The organism is Pseudoalteromonas sp. SR43-2 (assembly GCF_014163885.1).
Taxonomy (GTDB): Bacteria; Pseudomonadota; Gammaproteobacteria; order Enterobacterales; family Alteromonadaceae; genus Pseudoalteromonas; species Pseudoalteromonas distincta.
Map to the genome: position 1 here is coordinate 55,892 of NZ_JACJED010000008.1, position 16,596 is coordinate 72,487.

The window sequence follows — 16,596 nt, forward strand, 5'->3', positions numbered from 1 at the left end:
ATTAACAATCGTCCGTGAAAAGTTCAACCTTAGGTGGTGTTATTTTCACTGGTCCAGTAGATGCCGTTGCTTCAGTGTACTCAATACGACATTCATCATCTGTAGCTGAGTCCCCTGTTGCAGTGTAACTATTAGGGTAAATAGTAACTTTTGGTACACTACCAGCATTAGTCGGGCCGTTAGTACCATTAGCCGTTACTACAAGGTTAAAGTCTGCCAAATCAGCTCCAGTACCATCGAAATCCACATCCAAAAATGCTTCAAATGCAGCCTCTGTTGCAGCTGGATAGCCATACACAATAGCAACATTTCCTGTATCAACTGCAACAATTTCTGTGTCTTCCTTTTGCGTGCTAGCAATAATAGCCTTACCATTCACAATATTCATACCACTGCGAATAGAGCCTTGTAAGCCTTCAAGTGTTGAAGCATTTGCATCACCTTGCAAGTTTAAAAAACGAGGTGCTGCAGTAACAGCTAAAATGCCCAAAATAACAATTACGATGATCAATTCAACAAGTGTAAAACCTGCTTGTTTATTTATTGGTAAACTTTTTAACGATTGCGTTTTCATAAATAAGCCTCTTTTTAATTACTTAGTTTTTAAATATTTTTACTTTGCCTGTTTTAGCAAAGTATGAAAAACCTGTTAGACCTGATATTTCCCCCGTATTGGTAGGTATACTTTTAACATCAATGGTGTGAGTTAAATAATAGACGCATTGCGTATTTTCTGCATTGTACCTAACTAAAAAACTTACACTTTTTATTATCGATAATTCATTACTTAACGTACTACTGGGTGCATCTTGTAAAATTATATTTAAAACTTGGCGGCATTTATTCGCATTTATAACTTCTGCACGAGTATCTTTTTTTTCTGTTTCATCGCTTGTTGGTGTACCTAACGTCCCATCAACACCAACTATTACCCCTGCATAGTTAACAAATGTTTTGTTTGACCTGCTGTTTGGCCTACCTTCTAACTCCCATTGTCCTCTAACCATGCCAACAGCTGATGAAAAACTACCTGCAATAGCGTCAACGCTTGCATTATGCGCTTGATTTTTAATACCTATATATTGAGGTATAGCAAAGCTCAAAATGACTGCCAGTAAAATAACAACAATAACTAACTCAAATAATGAGAAACCTTTTGAGAAAGTTATTGTTGTGTTCACTTTAATTCCCTTTGATTGCCGACATCATGTTCCACATAGGCATAAAAATACCCAATGCTAAAATCAGCACCATAATGGCAACAAACACAGTTAAAATAGGTTCTATTTTTGCGGTTAAACTTCGTAAGTCATAATCAACTTCACGCTCATAATAATCAGCAGCTTCTTGAAGTAGCTCATCAACCCGGCCCGTTTCTTCACCTACCGCCACCATCTGTAATACAAGCTGAGAAAACAGCTCAGAACTTTTTGAGGCCCTAAGCAAACTATCGCCCTTTTCTATATCTTGGCGCATAGTAATAATCGCTTTTTCCATATAGCTGTTATCTACGGCATGCGCTGTTAGTGATAAACCAGTGGTCATAGGCACACCGGAGCGCAATACCATAGCTAAACTTTGACTGTAGCGCGCAAGCAATGTCCGTTTTAAAATATCCCCAATAAATGGAATTTTTAATTTATATTGATCCCACTTAAAGCGTCCAGGCTCTGTATTTAAATAACGCCTCCAAGCAAAAACAGAACCAATACCCATTACCAACAATAACCACCAGTAGTTAACAAAAAAGCTGCTAGTGCCAATTAATATTTGCGTCATTAATGGCAATTCGGCATCAAATTTTTCGAACATACTGGCAAAGGTAGGAATAACAAAAATATTCAAAATAATCATAGCCGCTACTAGAGCCAAAATAACAAAAGTAGGGTAGCGCATAGCTGCTTTTATACGCTTTCGGGTTTCTTGTTCTTTCTCAAAATAAATAGCGAGTTGATAAAACGCATCTTCTAATCGTCCAGAGCCTTCACCAACCATTACCATTGATACTGTTAAACGGCTAAATACCTCGTTATGTATCGCCATTGCACTGGATAAGTCGCGGCCTTGTTCGAGCTGCTTGGTAACTTCTATTAGTACATTTTTAAATTTTTTATTTTGTGTTGTATCTGCCAACCCAACCATTGCTCGTATAATTGGTATACCTGCTTTTAATAGCGAATACATTTGCCTAGAAAACATAATCATGTCGTCTAGCGTTATTTTTTCGACAAATAAATTATCAAAAATTTTGATGTTATTTTTTGTTTCAACTAAAGAGATTGATATTGGTATAAATTGACGCTTCATTAAACTATCAGCTACGCCAGCTTGGTTACTCGCTTCTAATTGCCCTTTAACCAACATACCTTTGCTGTCTTTAGCTTTGTAGCTATATAGTTGCATCAATATCCCCTACTATTTCTGGGATATATTCAGCCACTTTAAATACTTCATCTAAAGAGGTAACACCTTGCTTGGCGTAGTTTAATGCCATTGTTGAGAGCGGCGAAAAATTCGCGCTATTTTTAGCGGCTTTTGCAAAACCTTGCGTGTCGTTAACTCGTAATGCATCCATCATTGCATCATCCATTTCGAGCAACTCAAAAATACCTACACGCCCTTTATAACCACTATGGTTACATGCTGTGCAACCTTGCCCTTTAGAGAATTGAGCTTCAGTAACATCTTCGCCTAAATATTTTAGCCAGCTTATTTCTTGATGATCTGGCAAGTACGGTACTCTACAGTCATTACATATTCGTCTTACTAATCGTTGGGCAATAATAGCGCGCAGTGAACTTGCCACTAAGTAAGCCGGTGCCCCCATATCAATTAGCCGCATAGCACTAGTGATTGCATCATTAGTATGTAGCGTTGATAACACAAGATGACCTGTTAAAGCGGCTCTTAACCCAATATCTACGGTTTCTTGGTCCCGCATTTCGCCAACCATTATAATGTCAGGATCTTGCCTTAAAGCGGTCCGTAAAATACTGGCAAAGCTCAGCCCTATTTTATTATTTATTTGTACCTGGTTAATACGACCGATACGATACTCAACAGGATCCTCTACTGTAATAATTTTACTTTCTTGTTGATTCAGCTCACTTAGTGCACCGTATAGTGTGGTTGTTTTACCCGAACCTGTTGGCCCGGTAACTAAAACCATGCCATGTGGACGTTTTATAATGCTGCGCACACGTTTTAATATGTGTACAGGCATACCCGTTTCATCTAACGATAGTAATCCTGCGGATTGGTCAAGCAGGCGCATTACAACTGACTCACCATGCTGAACCGGCATGGTAGATAAACGCACATCAATACTATGGCTGCGTACTTTTATATTAAACCGGCCATCTTGAGGGAGGCGTTTTTCAGATATATCTAATCCCGACATAAGCTTTAAACGTAACACTAATGCCGATGCTATTTTTACTTGGTTAAGAGTGTGCTCTTGTAATATGCCATCTACACGTTGACGAATGCGAAGCAAACCTTCATCTGGCTCAATGTGAATATCGGATGCACGAACTTGCACTGCATCCTCAAATATTGATTGCAGTAACTTTACAACGGTTGCATCTGATGTCTCATCACCTAAAGAATTTAAATCAAACTCTTCTACGTCTTGATATTCTTCATGAAGTTGTGCTGCAAAATTGGTAATTTCATCTGTACGGCGATACACGTTGTCAAACGCAGCCATAATTTGGCTTTCTTGAACAACAGCTAAATCTATTCGTTTAGGAGCAAGCATAGTCGCAAGTTGATCAAGGCTCCTTAAATCAGCAGGATCGCTCATCGCGAGCAAAACAGAGTCACCATTATCTTCAATTACTAATGCTCTGTAACGACGCGCATATACTTCAGATAAAAGCTTAGATACATCATGTGATATTTTTCGCTGTGATATATCTAAAAAAGGTACCTGTAATTGCTGCGCTAAAAAGCGTAATAGTTGTGGCTCACTAATAAGCTCAAGGCTAATAAGTGTCGAACCTAATTTACGACCTGTCGCTGCTTGAACATTTAATGCTTCACTTAGTTGCGCTTCGGTGATCATGTGTTCATGAACCAGTAAATCGCCTAAGCGCATTTTTAAACTAGGTCTCATACGGCCTCCTTTAGCGCAACTAAACGTTGTAATGCATGCTGAGTCATAACAGTATTTAATCCACCTAAATCTAGAGCTACTTTGTAAAGTTGTTTAGCATCCAGATATTCTCCCAGTGCATCTTTTGAGGTTGCAAGTGCAAGCCACCACTTGGCTTGACTAGGCTGAAGCTTTGTAAGATGTTTAAAGCTTTCAAGTGCTTTATGGTGCTTACTTGCACTTTGCGCGGCAGTCCCTTGCAGCACCCAAAAATCAAGATTCGCTTGAGGCTCAAATTCATCACTTAAAAGCAGCAATACCTCTTCATACTGTTGTTGCATAATAAGTATTTTGCTTAGCATTACACGCCATTCAAGCACACTAGGATTTTGGCGAATACCCGCTTGCAAAACCTGCTGTGCAGAATTTATATCTTGTTGTTTAAAGTAAGTTGCAGCCAGTAAGTTTCGAGCCTCAACATGTAAAGGCGATTGCGCTAAAATCACGTTTAAATCACTTATAGCTTCGTTGTATAAGCCAAACTGTATTGCCTGCTTAGCTGCCGCTAATTGCTCAACCAATAAAGCCTGTGGCGACTTAGCTTCTGCCACGCTTTTAAACATAGTATTTTGAGGCTTAGCTTTAGTCACTGGCGTAATTTTTGGCTTACTCACAGTAACTTCACTAGCGGTTAACTCTTTATTATTAGCTAGTGCAGAGCTTTGTTTAACCTCGGCAATTACAACCGGCTCAACTATTGGCTGAGAAACTAATAATGTAGCTTCACTCAACTTGGGTTCAGCTAAATCATTCACTTTTGGCTTTATTTGCTCAATAGGCATAACTGCCTTTACAGCTTCTTGCTCAACCATAGGTTCTGCAGGACTGTTTTCATCTTGGGAGTCAGATAAATTAGAGGTTATAACCGCGACCATTTTTTGCTTTGGTAACACAGCCTCACGTTGGGTCTCTTTTTTGTCGGCGATAGGTAAATACAGGTATGCTAAAAAAATGACACTTAGCATAATAAGTAAAATTACGGCTTTAAATACAATGTTTCTTACATCATATATTGGCTTTACGCTTACACCTTCTTGAATACTTACTTGCTTAGCTTCACGTTGCTCAATATTTTTAAGCATATTATTTATAACGCTCATAACCACTGCCTCCAAACCCATATGGCAGCAACAACTAAAACACTAAACATTAACGCGCTGTAACTCCAATATTGGCCTGTCCGGTATTTTGCGCAGTCTTCAGTATCTTTTATGGCAAGCTGAATATGGCGATTTGTTATTGTATTTAATCCTTCACCGTACGCTTGTAATAGTGCTTTGTGGCATAAAATATTAACTAATCTAGGAATACCACGGCTTGCTCTGGCAATCTTAAGCCCCATACTATTATTAAATAAAGGAGGCCGATTAAACCCTGCAATTTGTAAGCGATGATTAATATAATAAACAACCTCTGCGCCAGTCATCGCCCTTAATTTATACGAAAAACTGATACGCTGGCGTAACTGCCTTACTTTATTATTTGCCAGTTTTTCATCAAGTTCTGGTTGTCCAAATAGCACTACTTGAATCAGCTTTTCGCTTTCTGTTTCTAAGTTTGTAAATAATCTAAGCGCTTCTAGAGTCTCCCAGCTCAAGCATTGCGCTTCATCTATCAAAAGTACTACGCGCTCATTGTCTTCTTGTAAGTCGAGTAGATGATGATTTATAAGCTGCCCTAGTGCTTGTTGGTCCAATGCTTTATCTACATCCATGCCCAGCTCAATTGCAATCGCCCATCTAAGCTCTTCTGGGCTTAAATAAGAGTTAGGTAAATAGGCCACAATGTAATCTGGCTCAAGTTGATTTAATAACTTTCTACAAAGCAACGTTTTACCTGTCCCAACTTCACCGGTAACCTTAATAAACCCCTCCCCCATTTCAATGGCTGTTGTTAGCACTTGCATCGCTTCGTGGTGCGGCTCAAGTGCACAAAAAAATTGTGTGTTAGGGGTTAACGTGAAAGGCATTTCACTTAAATTAAAAAAGCTTAAATACATAGTTAGTTTTCATACCATGTTTTTAAAAGCTGACGGCTTTCACCTTGTTGTTTTTTCCAAGTGTCGGGCATAACAACGGTTGGTTTAATTAAGATAATCAGTTCTTTTTTCTCTTGGCGTTTACGAATACTTTTGAATAAATTGCCAAATAGCGGGATATCACCCAGCACCGGTGTTTTAGATTCTTCATCCTGAGTTGACGTTTGCATCAAGCCACCAATAACCACTATTTCGCCACTTTGAGCGCGAATAACGGTATCTGACTCTCGAATGTTGCTTTGCGCTAGAGGTAACTCAAAACGTTGATCGTCCAAAGTAATTACCTTTAGTTGCTCCTCTGTCTCAGTTACTGAAGGATGAACATGTAAAATGACTGAGCCATACTTATCAATCTGCGGCGTTACATCAAGCGCAATACCAGAAAAGAACGGTGTTAAATCTATCTCAGGCGAGGTGGTTGTAGCAGTACCTGTTACCGTTGTACTTGATACGTTAGTAACAAAATATTCGTCCTGCCCTACTTTTATAACTGCTTTTTGATTGTTTGTAGCCGTAACGCGAGGGTTAGATAACATTTGCACATCGCCTTGGGTTTCTAGCAAATTAATAACCCCATTAAAGTCACCTTTTTGAATGGTTAGCGATGACGCTCCGCCAATTGCAGCCGAAATACTATTACTAATTGTAGAACCCGCTGTTGTAGCAAACGAAATCCCACCTTCTAAACCACTGGCTATACGCTCCCAGTTAACTCCTTGTTGATACTCATCTTTTAAAGTTACTTCTATTATTTTTGCTTCTAGAATAACTTGGCGTTGCAGGTTTTCTTGGCTTTGACGTAAAAACTCTTTGAGCTGACTAATTTCACTGGGCAATGCATTTACTGTAACCAAACTAGCTTGTGGGCTTGCAACAACATAGCGCCCATCGCCTGCGCCAATTAAGGACTTAAGAGCAACTTCTAATTCTTGCCAAAAATCATTTTTATTAATTGTTTGGATTCGAGAACCATTTAAATCTAAGCTTTGGTTGTCACCACCAGAGCTACTATTTTGTTGGTTACCACTGCCTGAATTTGAACTACTCGATCCATTACCACTTTGTGCAAACTGACTAACCCCACCAGCAACAACACTCACTGTAGATTGACCATGACGTTGCATCATCAAATAATTTACAGGTATCGTTTCTGTGCGCATTTTGGCTGGTAATACTTGTACAATTCGCCCTTCATTTACAATATCTAAAGGGTACATACGCTTAATAACAGCAATGACTTCGTTAAACGTAACGCTTTTTAGGTTTAAACTAATTGTGCCATTTACTTCTGGGTGTACAGCAACACTAAAAGGAGTATCGTCTGTTAAGCCTGCAAAAAAAGCGCCTATTTCAACATCATTTGCAGCAACATCAAAACGCTTGATAGATAAATCATCACTTATCGTTTGCTCATTATTTATAGATGACAATAAGCTTTGTGTAAGTTCGCTTGGCATTTGTAGAGGCGCAATGACTTTAGGCTTTGTTGGTTTTTCTGCTAACTCTTGCTCTATATGAGTTTTAATCTCTTTACCTGGTTTAAAGCTATGGCAAGCCGTTAAAAACGTAGGCAACAAAAAGAGAACAAGCCACGGGTGAGATAAATTATTTTTTAATTTCATAGTCATATAATTCTAATTTTATTTGTTTATCATCATTTGCTAGCACAACGTGTTTTGAGTTAATGCTTAGCACCCGAAAATCATCTACAGCATCACCAACTCGATAAATATGGCCTGAAATAATGGCCTTAAATGCTGTACTGTTTTTAATAATAGATTGCAATTTAAGTTCTGTACTTTGCTTAACTGGACTATTGTTACTCACAAACATATTTGGCTGAGTCGGATCGCGAAGTTGCGCAAGCGCACTCGGCGCAATAATGTAAAGAGCCAAAGTACAAATACTATAACGCGATAAATTTTTCATTAGCGCTCACTGTAGCTATATGTAGGACGAGTTCAGCTTGAGGGTACTCTAGTACCTGATAACTAAACTCTTGTATTAATAACTTATTTTGATTGTTTTTTAATGCGGCTAAATATTTTTGTAAGCTAAAGTAGCTACCTTGCAAAGTAACTACCATCTGATGCTCAAAAAATAATGTTTGCGTATCATGTTCACCTAGTTTTTCTACATCGATAGCCCGTGCTGGTTTTACATTAAAGCTACTCACTTTTACGTCGCTACTATCTACAAGCAAATCTTTTAAAACGGCAGGTACATTTTTAGCAGCTACAAAGCCTTGGCTAAAACTATTAAGTTGATTATTTATTTCGGCTAATTCATCTCTGGTTTGTGCAATTTGGCCGCGTAAAACCTTAGTGTAGTCGTAGTTTAGTGCTTGGTTTAACATGGAGAGTTGCGCATTTATCTGCTGTAACTCTTGCAGCGTTGTATTGTGCTTTGAACGTATGTTGGCAACTTCATCTTGCTGTGGAAAAATAACGAACCAAAGACCGAGGTAAATCACTATAAACAAACCAACAAATAAGGTGGAATACTTCTCACGTTTTTGCAGCGATGCAAACTGAGCTTGGTATTTGACCCATAATGGCCAACCTTTATTTTTATTATTCTGGCTACTTGTTGTTTGGCTCATGGTTTATCGCCCTCATCACTAAGGTCTGTCGCTACATTAAATTCACTCACACCTGCTTGCGTAGATAACTCTAAAACTGAAAACTCTTTATCAATAAAAAATGGCGACTGTTTTAAATTATCAAACCAAATTGGTAAGAATTTTGATTGCGATGTTTGACCTTGAAGCGTCACACTTTGCCCTACAAACTTAATGTGGGTCAGCCAAATATTAGGTTCATGATACTTAGCTAAATCGTGCATTACCTGAGCGTAGTCGGTTGCAGACTGCTCTGAACTTTGCTCTAAATAGCTAAATATTTGCTGCTTGTGCAAAACCTCTTGCTGAAGTGTTTTTAGCTCATTAATAAAGAGTGTTTTATTTTGTTTCTCTGCTAACTGCTGTTTTACAACTTCTAACTGAGCTTTTCCTTGTTTGAGGTATTGCCTATTTTGTTCTAAATCAAGCTCACTAGAATATGTTTTATAACTGTAAAAAGCCCACGTGATTGCAATAATTAATAGCGCACCTAACCACAACGTGATCATTCCAGACAAAGGGACTGGGTCTCGCCGTACGCGTAAGGTTTTTTGATAAAAGTTAATCCGGGTTTTCATAGCACAGACTCAGGATCTGTTAATTGATAGGCTGCCCCAAGCGCATAATAAAAATTTGGCTCTAATTGCTGCGCTAATTCTAAGTTAGGCTCAAAATCTACAACTTTTACTTGTAAAAACTCTGCAAGCCCTGCTCTAAGAGTTAATGAAGATAAATCATCGCACTGTAACTGAATGCTGCGAATTGGTGGTTGCTTGAGCTGGCTTTCAAAAAAGTCCATAGAACGCTGAATTTCTAATCCTAACGCTTCTACCAATTCTTGATTTTGATCTTTATCAGAAATGCCTAAAAAACCATTTAATCGCCTAGCTAATACTAATTGCCCATCACGAATAATTAAGATTCGAGGTTCATGATTAGCATGTTGCACAATCAGCATATGCGCCTCTTTGTATGAGCCAAACAAGGTAACTAAAACCATTTCTTCAGATGTCATTGCACGCAAAACAGGTTTAGTTTGTTCAAAACTGTCTATAAACGGAAGTAGTTGCAGCTTATTCGTAATAAACACATTCATTTTGCTGCTTTGCATCGGTAATGTTATTGGATAATCGATAAAGTCAGCCACAATATTTTCAGGCGCTATATCAACTAAATCTTTTGTAGTCCAAGGGAGTGACTGAATGATTTCTTCGTCACTAAGGTTTGGTTTATCCATTTGCACTATTTGATAAAAGTAGTGCGGTATGACTAAATTAACGGCACAAATATCAGTAGAAACCTCATTTGTACAAGCAACAATTGCAGCGGTATAATCGGTTTGCTCAGACACATTTACACTGTGAGAACTGTGAACCATCCATTGGTCGCGTTGTTTTTTTAAACATACTGCGTTTACAGTATCTGCGTAAGCTGCAACACCAATAGCTGTATTAGGATCTAAACTACGATTTAACCAAGAAAACAGCTTTTCTTTCATATAGCTACTATTGTTAATTATGTATTAACCAAGTGTCGTACATTTTAATTATTTTGCCAAGTTGAAAACTAATAAATATGCATAAATCATTCAAAATAAAAGAAAATAACCATATTCAACAAATAGATACAACGTTTCTAAAAAAGAGAAATATTTATTTAGGTGTAAAACGTGATGATTTGCATCATCCGTTAATAAGTGGCAATAAATGGCGTAAATTAAAATATAATTTAGCGTACATGCAAAAGATAAATAAGACAGAACTTCTGACTTTTGGTGGTGCATTTTCAAACCATATTCACGCCTGCGCAGCTGCGGGAAAAGAATTTAATATAACAACTCATGCAATTATCCGCGGGCCAGAACTTGATAACAACAATCCGACAATTCAGTTTGCAAAACATTGTGGTATGAATCTACATGTTGTTAATCGTATAGAGTATCGAAAACGTCACGACACCGAATACCTTAATGCTCTGCAAGAGCGTTTTCCAAACGCTTATATCATCCCTGAAGGTGGCACAAATGAACATGCTTTATTAGGGTGTCAAGAGTTAGTACAAAGCTTACCCGAACATAACTACTTAGTTTGTCCTACAGGTAGTGGTGGCACGCTTGCTGGACTAATAGAAGGCAGTGCTTCAACAACACAAGTTATTGGTATAGCGGTATTAAAACAAGCTGAATATTTAAATGAAGAAATAAAAAAGCTGAGCGCTAAAGCTAATAACCAAACTAACTGGCAGTTACTCACAGAGTTTCATGATGGGGGTTATGGTAAGTTTTCACCTGAGTTATGGCAGTTTTGCCAAGATATGAGTCACACTTATAATCTGCCACTTGAGCCTATTTATAGCGGAAAAATGATGTATGCATTGTGGCAGCTTATTGAGCAAGATTATTTCCCACCTGGGAGTAAAATTATTGCTGTTCATACCGGCGGGCTTCAAGGCTTAAATGGGCTTAAATATAGAGGGTTAATTTAGACCTTAATTAAATACCGCTTGCGTAAACTCTTGGAGTGGCTCTGAAAAGTAAAAACCTTGAGCCCCTACCACTCCCAATTTGGTAAGCGTAAGTAGCTCTTTTTGAGTCTCTACGCCCACCGCGTATACGGGTAGATTTAAAAGACTAGCGGCTTCGACTATCTTTTTTATTTTCTTTTGATTTTGAATTTTTTCATTTAATAAATGAACCAGTTCGTAAGATAACTTAAGCCCACATACTTGGTTATAATCAACTAGCATGGCTACTTTCTCACTGCTTTTTACATTATCAATCACAATGTGTGAATGCCCTTTTTTAATAACATTAAGTGCATTAGTTATCGACTCTCTATGAGTAAAAAATTCTGCCTCACTTATTTCAAATTGTAATTTAGTATTTAACTTAAGCTCTGCCATTTGATTGGCTAACCACTCCCAAAATACAGTATTAAACCAATTTTTAGGGTGTAAATTTACACTAACTGTTAAAGCCGAAGACTCACTGAGCATTAGCTTTTTGACTTGTGTTATTACAGCTTTATCTAATATTAAAGCATCTTGATCACTATAAACCTGCTTAATAAAATAACGAGCGGCCAGTAAACCAAGTTGGCTATGCCTAACCCGAATAAGAGCTTCATGCTGCAGGATATCTCCACTAGAGAGTTCAAATACAGGCTGAAAGAATAATATAAACTTATTCTTTTTAATGTTTTCTATAACCTGTTTGCTAGAGAGGTGTTTTTCTTGGCAGTGATTTAACGTTAAACGATGGCAATGCTGTAATAGGCTGCTTTGTGATAGCGCGAGTGCTGATTTTGCTAACTTATAAACAGCCACTTGTTCAGCGCCTAATTGATAATCACACGCACCTATTTTAATATTTTTATGAGTAATATTTTTTTGATGATTTTGACATATTAAAAACACATTTTTATGAAGCTTTTCAACGTAGCTATTCAACTCGCTAATAGAAATATTTGGTAAGGTAACCGCTAAGTAATTAGAGTTTAGTACTTTTACCGACACACCTTTAAGTTCGGCTAATTTTTTAGTAATTAAGACTTTAAAATTGGCTTCTATATCCGTTTTTTTATTAAAGCTACAATCACACTCAATAAGTAAAAATAAGTTATGTGATGCAGTATTAACTCCATACAAAGAACTTAAATCACATTTTTTTGCCTGTTCGATTAGTTGAGTATTTTTATGCCTTTGTTGAATAATTTTAGTCGGCTGTATAACTGTATTTTTAAGCATTACTTTACGGTTTACTTTTAACAGGCTCCACCAGCGATAAGACCAATTAGCAGCGCCTAATATAATCAGATTTAAGAATATAAATAAGTAGCTTTGTGTTACCCACACTGGATAGTGATAAAGGCTCAAACTTAACGTTTTAAAAGTAAAAACTTCGCGTTCTAAATTGACTAAGTTCCTAAAGTGATCTGAAGAGTTTTGCACCTCTAACTTAAAGCCTTCATTTTTAGCTAATGCGACCAACACTTCATTATTTATAGAGGGAGATAAATTTAATTCATAAACACGCTTAACGAACTGCTGTCCAGAACCATGTGCTTTTTGATGTAATGCATCATTTAAAATGAAATTAAAACTAATAAGTATCACCAGAAACAGAACAAAAGAGATACCTTTGAAGTACTTTAAAAGCCAGAGTTTACTCTTTTGCATAGCCTGCCACTCGTTATATTAATAACTAAAGTGTTGTTCAATATCTATAGAAGCACAAGGTTGCAAACTAAGTTTAAACTTTTATTAATAGCACTAAACAAAAAACACTCAAATAAACGAGAGCTTACAAAAATAAACAGCTATGCCCTTTATTCTGTAAATAGATGAAAGCCATCGACAAAGCATTAAATCTCGTAACTCTTGTACTTTAGGGTGTGATTCATCTTCACTATCAGTTTGAGGTAAACCTTCAGGATTAAAAATTTTAACCTCAGCACCAAAATACGTTAATAAACGTGCACTCTCCTCTATTACCAACTTGCTATAAGAACGCGCTCTTAATGATCCATATAACAATAAAATTTTAGGTTTGTGCTCAGAAAAACTAACATTAAAATTTTTAGTGTATGGAACAACACTGTGTGTTTTATTTGTACTTGGTAACCCATTAACTTCTAACATTTATAACTCAACCTTTGCCAAGTGAATATACGAAAAATCGAACATATGAAATTTCACATATAAAACACGTTAGTCAAATTCTATTTTATAAATTTTTTTAAGTTATTAAAAAATCGGCTCAAGCGAATGGAAGGGATTGCGGTAGGCATTTGATAAAAATATTAAATTATATGTATAGCGCAACTATTTATTTAAACAGCGAATTATAGTTTCACGTAGTTTTTGCGTTTTAATGGGTTTTGCAACATGGGCATTCATGCCAATGGATAAGTATCGTGTAATATCATCTTTCATAACATTAGCTGTTAAGGCAATTATTGGAATATTTGCGATAGTTTCATCACTATCATTACGAATAATTTGAGTCGCCTCAACACCGTCCATGATAGGCATATGAATATCCATTAAAATTATATCAAACGGCTCTAATTTTACTGTTTGGATACACTCTAATCCATTATCAACTAAGTAAACCTGAGCGTCGCTATTTTCTAGTATGTTGGTAACTATGAGTCGATTGATTGAATTGTCTTCCACAACTAATACTCTAATACCCGCCAGCGACTGTTCACTCACAGCATTTACTTTAGGCACTTCATGAAAAGAGCCGACTACTCTACTTTTCACCTCCTCATACAAGACACTCGAATGAACAGGTTTTTGCAAAATTGTGTTTATATTTATTTTGTTAGCCACATCATTAAGTAAAACCTCATGATCCCTTGTAAGTACAATTATATTATTGCAAAGCTGGGGATTAATATTATAAATACGCGTTAAAAATGTTTCACTACTCATCGCTGGCATTATCCAATCGACAATAATGACTTTAAATTTTTCTTTATTCTGTTCAATAATATCAATAGCTTGCTTAGCAGACGAGCACGCAGTACATGCTAAACCCATAGCTGTAAGCTGATTTTCAATTACTTTAAGGTCCTCTTCATTATCATCTATAATTAATACATCAAACGGATCAGTAAAGATTAGGTTAGGCGTATCATCAATCAACGCTTGGTTGTTCAATTTAACTTCCACCGAAGCAACAAACTCACTACCCACACCTTGAGTGCTGTGTACCGTTATATCACCACCCATCAATTGGCATAAACGCTTACTAATTGTTAAACCTAACCCTGTACCACCAAACTTCCTAGTTGTAGAACTATCTGCCTGAGTAAATGATTCAAATAAATTGCTAAGATTATCCTCAGCAATGCCAATACCTGAGTCTTTAACTGTAAAATATAAGCAAACACTTTGCGGATCGTCTAATAACTTTCTTGACTCAATTAAAACCGATACAGTGCCGTGAGGGGTGAATTTAATTGCGTTAGAGCATAAATTTAACAGCACCTGATTTATTCGCACTACATCGCCGATTAAGTCCAGCTTAACTGTCTCATCAATGACAATATCAAATGTGACTCCTTTACTTTGGGCCAATTCATTGAAGGTTGCTTTGATATAATCAACAACCGAATTTACAGAAAAAGGAAATTCTTCAAGGTTAATGTTTCCAGACTCAATTTTTGAAAAGTCTAAAATATCGTTAATAACCACCAGAAGTTGATCTGAGGAGTATTTAATTTTATCTAAATAATACTCATACTCACCAGGTAAACCTTTTTCGAGCAAAATATTAGTCAAACCAATAATCCCACTCATAGGGGTTCTAATTTCATGACTCATATTTGCTAAAAACTCAGACTTAGCGGATGTCAGATGCTCAGCTTCCTCCTTGGCGTGCAAAAGCTCTTCAGTGCGCTCTTCAACGCGCGACTCTAATCTTTGCTTTTCTTCATCAAGCTCTTTTAAAAGTTGAATGCGGCGTTGGTTTAAAAATAAAACAAAAACTAAAAAACTGCTAAGAATAAAAATAATTGCAGTAGCGCTGTAAATTAATATTTTATTTTTCTCAAAGTAAGTTGGCTCGTAATAAGAGATAATTGACTCTTCTGGCAAGCTCTGCGGAGCAATGTTAAACTTACTTAATTGTCGCCAATCATATGAGTATGTACTAAGCCCTTCACCACTAATTTCATTTAAAGCTTTATTTTCATTATAAAAAACTATTGAATCGGCAATACGTTTACCTATTTTTTCACCCGACAATACATACCCACCAACAACACCTGAGCCTAATAGTACTTCCCAATAGCTAAACACTGGCGCCGGACTTTCTTTTGTTAATCGCTCTACTAGCTGATAAGGACTAAGTGATTTATTATCGTAACGCCTAAAAATGGGGGTAAATAAAATAATCGAATCCGCTGGGGCATTTCTTACTCTGGTGAGTAATTCTGGTAATGGAAGATCAAACCACTTTTCTACATTTAAATACGAAAAATCACGGTTAATAACCGGAAAGAGTCCTCGATGAAAGCTCATACCAATATCGTTTTTTGTATCTAAAATTACGATCAATTTTTTAGGTTTCATTAAATTAACAGCATTTGCTGTTGCTTGCGCGTAATCTAATTTAGCTTGGATCACAGCTCCGCTGGTCTTTTTTGGTAGATTAAACTGGGCGCCTGGCTCTAAGTATATTCGTGGAGCATTTATAAAAAAATCGTCTAATTGAGATAGTAACGTCGCTGCAGAAGGCGACTGAGTAACGATGATATCGATGTGCTTATTTTTATATTTTTGTTTGAGGTAGTCTTTCATTAACTGCTTTTGATTAACTTCATCAAAGCGATTTACATCCATATTTTCGACAAATAGTTCATAACTAAAAGAACGTTTTTTAAGCTCTGTACGCAGTCCAAGCTCAACACTTTTATACCAAGGCATATCTTGATTTGTTGAATTTATAAATAAAATATGAGTAACGTCTGAAGGAGTTTGAGCGTGTGAACTAGGGCTCAAGAATTGAAAAACAAGAAATAAAAATAAGATATTAGTTTTCATGTTTCTCATTGTGTAATCAGGGGAAAGTAGTTTAATGGTAAGTATTAACGATATATATATCAATTAAATACAAGATAAAATTTACTGCAATTTAACATTACCAACAAAACTATTTCACTTTACAGCCTAATGAGGTCTTGTATTGATAGTTTTTGGATTATCATCACAGCGCAATACGCATAAAAAACCCAGTACGAATACTGGGTTTAGAGTAAAAAGTGTAAAGAATCA

Annotated in this window: 14 protein-coding genes and 1 pseudogene; 1 reads left to right on the plus strand and 14 read right to left on the minus strand. The window is 36.7% G+C overall.

Annotated elements, in window-relative coordinates; genetic code table 11:
• Window position 1 precedes the first annotated feature (1 nt).
• The 11 genes from H5120_RS08810 to H5120_RS08860 are packed head-to-tail and all read right to left on the minus strand — an operon-like array spanning window position 2 to window position 10,312.
• The gene (locus H5120_RS08810) at window positions 2-574 is read right to left on the minus strand and encodes a prepilin-type N-terminal cleavage/methylation domain-containing protein (RefSeq protein WP_182674125.1); all 573 of its coding nucleotides are present in this window, start codon (window positions 572-574) and stop codon (window positions 2-4) included.
• Between the two features lie 22 nt (window positions 575-596).
• Entirely contained in the window at window positions 597-1,181 is a 585-nt protein-coding gene (locus H5120_RS08815) for a Tfp pilus assembly protein FimT/FimU (protein ID WP_039485772.1), read from the minus strand.
• A 1-nt stretch (window position 1,182) separates the two neighbouring features.
• Window positions 1,183-2,403: a type II secretion system F family protein gene (locus tag H5120_RS08820; RefSeq protein ID WP_039485775.1), complete on the minus strand. Its 1,221-nt coding sequence runs from the start codon at window positions 2,401-2,403 to the stop codon at window positions 1,183-1,185.
• Window positions 2,390-4,117, minus strand: coding sequence for a GspE/PulE family protein (locus tag H5120_RS08825; protein WP_182671038.1), 1,728 nt, complete (start codon window positions 4,115-4,117; stop codon window positions 2,390-2,392). The genes H5120_RS08820 and H5120_RS08825 overlap by 14 nt, the downstream gene beginning before the upstream one ends.
• On the minus strand, window positions 4,114-5,256 hold the full coding sequence (locus H5120_RS08830) for a tetratricopeptide repeat protein (protein WP_182671039.1): 1,143 nt from the start codon (window positions 5,254-5,256) through the stop codon (window positions 4,114-4,116). The genes H5120_RS08825 and H5120_RS08830 overlap by 4 nt, the downstream gene beginning before the upstream one ends.
• A complete protein-coding gene (locus H5120_RS08835; RefSeq protein ID WP_154904144.1) occupies window positions 5,253-6,155 on the minus strand; it encodes an ExeA family protein in 903 nt (300 codons plus the stop codon). The genes H5120_RS08830 and H5120_RS08835 overlap by 4 nt, the downstream gene beginning before the upstream one ends.
• Before the next feature lie 2 nt (window positions 6,156-6,157).
• Window positions 6,158-7,816 carry a pilus (MSHA type) biogenesis protein MshL gene (gene mshL, locus H5120_RS08840; RefSeq protein ID WP_182671061.1) on the minus strand — a complete coding sequence of 553 codons (1,659 nt, stop codon included), beginning with the start codon at window positions 7,814-7,816 and terminating at the stop codon, window positions 6,158-6,160.
• A complete protein-coding gene (locus H5120_RS08845) occupies window positions 7,800-8,123 on the minus strand; it encodes an agglutinin biogenesis protein MshK (RefSeq protein WP_182671040.1) in 324 nt (107 codons plus the stop codon). Before H5120_RS08845 ends, mshL begins: the two co-directional genes overlap by 17 nt.
• Window positions 8,101-8,796 (minus strand): agglutinin biogenesis protein MshJ, encoded by a 696-nt coding sequence (locus H5120_RS08850; RefSeq protein WP_154904142.1) that lies wholly within the window; start codon window positions 8,794-8,796, stop codon window positions 8,101-8,103. Before H5120_RS08850 ends, H5120_RS08845 begins: the two co-directional genes overlap by 23 nt.
• Entirely contained in the window at window positions 8,793-9,392 is a 600-nt protein-coding gene (locus H5120_RS08855; protein WP_223231636.1) for a PilN domain-containing protein, read from the minus strand. Before H5120_RS08855 ends, H5120_RS08850 begins: the two co-directional genes overlap by 4 nt.
• On the minus strand, window positions 9,389-10,312 hold the full coding sequence (locus H5120_RS08860) for an MSHA biogenesis protein MshI (protein WP_182674126.1): 924 nt from the start codon (window positions 10,310-10,312) through the stop codon (window positions 9,389-9,391). Before H5120_RS08860 ends, H5120_RS08855 begins: the two co-directional genes overlap by 4 nt.
• Window positions 10,313-10,389: 77 nt before the next feature.
• Between H5120_RS08860 and H5120_RS08865 the strand changes: the two genes are divergently transcribed.
• Window positions 10,390-11,298 carry a 1-aminocyclopropane-1-carboxylate deaminase/D-cysteine desulfhydrase gene (locus H5120_RS08865; RefSeq protein ID WP_182674127.1) on the plus strand — a complete coding sequence of 303 codons (909 nt, stop codon included), beginning with the start codon at window positions 10,390-10,392 and terminating at the stop codon, window positions 11,296-11,298.
• A gap of 3 nt (window positions 11,299-11,301) precedes the next feature.
• On the opposite strand, the gene H5120_RS08870 is transcribed toward H5120_RS08865, so the two are convergent.
• From H5120_RS08870 to H5120_RS08880, 3 genes and pseudogenes are all read right to left on the minus strand, one after another.
• Window positions 11,302-12,990 (minus strand): EAL domain-containing protein, encoded by a 1,689-nt coding sequence (locus tag H5120_RS08870; protein ID WP_182674128.1) that lies wholly within the window; start codon window positions 12,988-12,990, stop codon window positions 11,302-11,304.
• Window positions 12,991-13,170: 180 nt separating this feature from the next.
• Window positions 13,171-13,452, minus strand: a pseudogene (locus tag H5120_RS08875) (NADPH-dependent FMN reductase); the annotation flags it as partial.
• Between the two features lie 183 nt (window positions 13,453-13,635).
• Window positions 13,636-16,365, minus strand: a complete 2,730-nt coding sequence (locus tag H5120_RS08880; RefSeq protein ID WP_182674129.1) for a response regulator — start codon at window positions 16,363-16,365, stop codon at window positions 13,636-13,638.
• Between the last annotated feature and the right edge of the window lie 231 nt (window positions 16,366-16,596).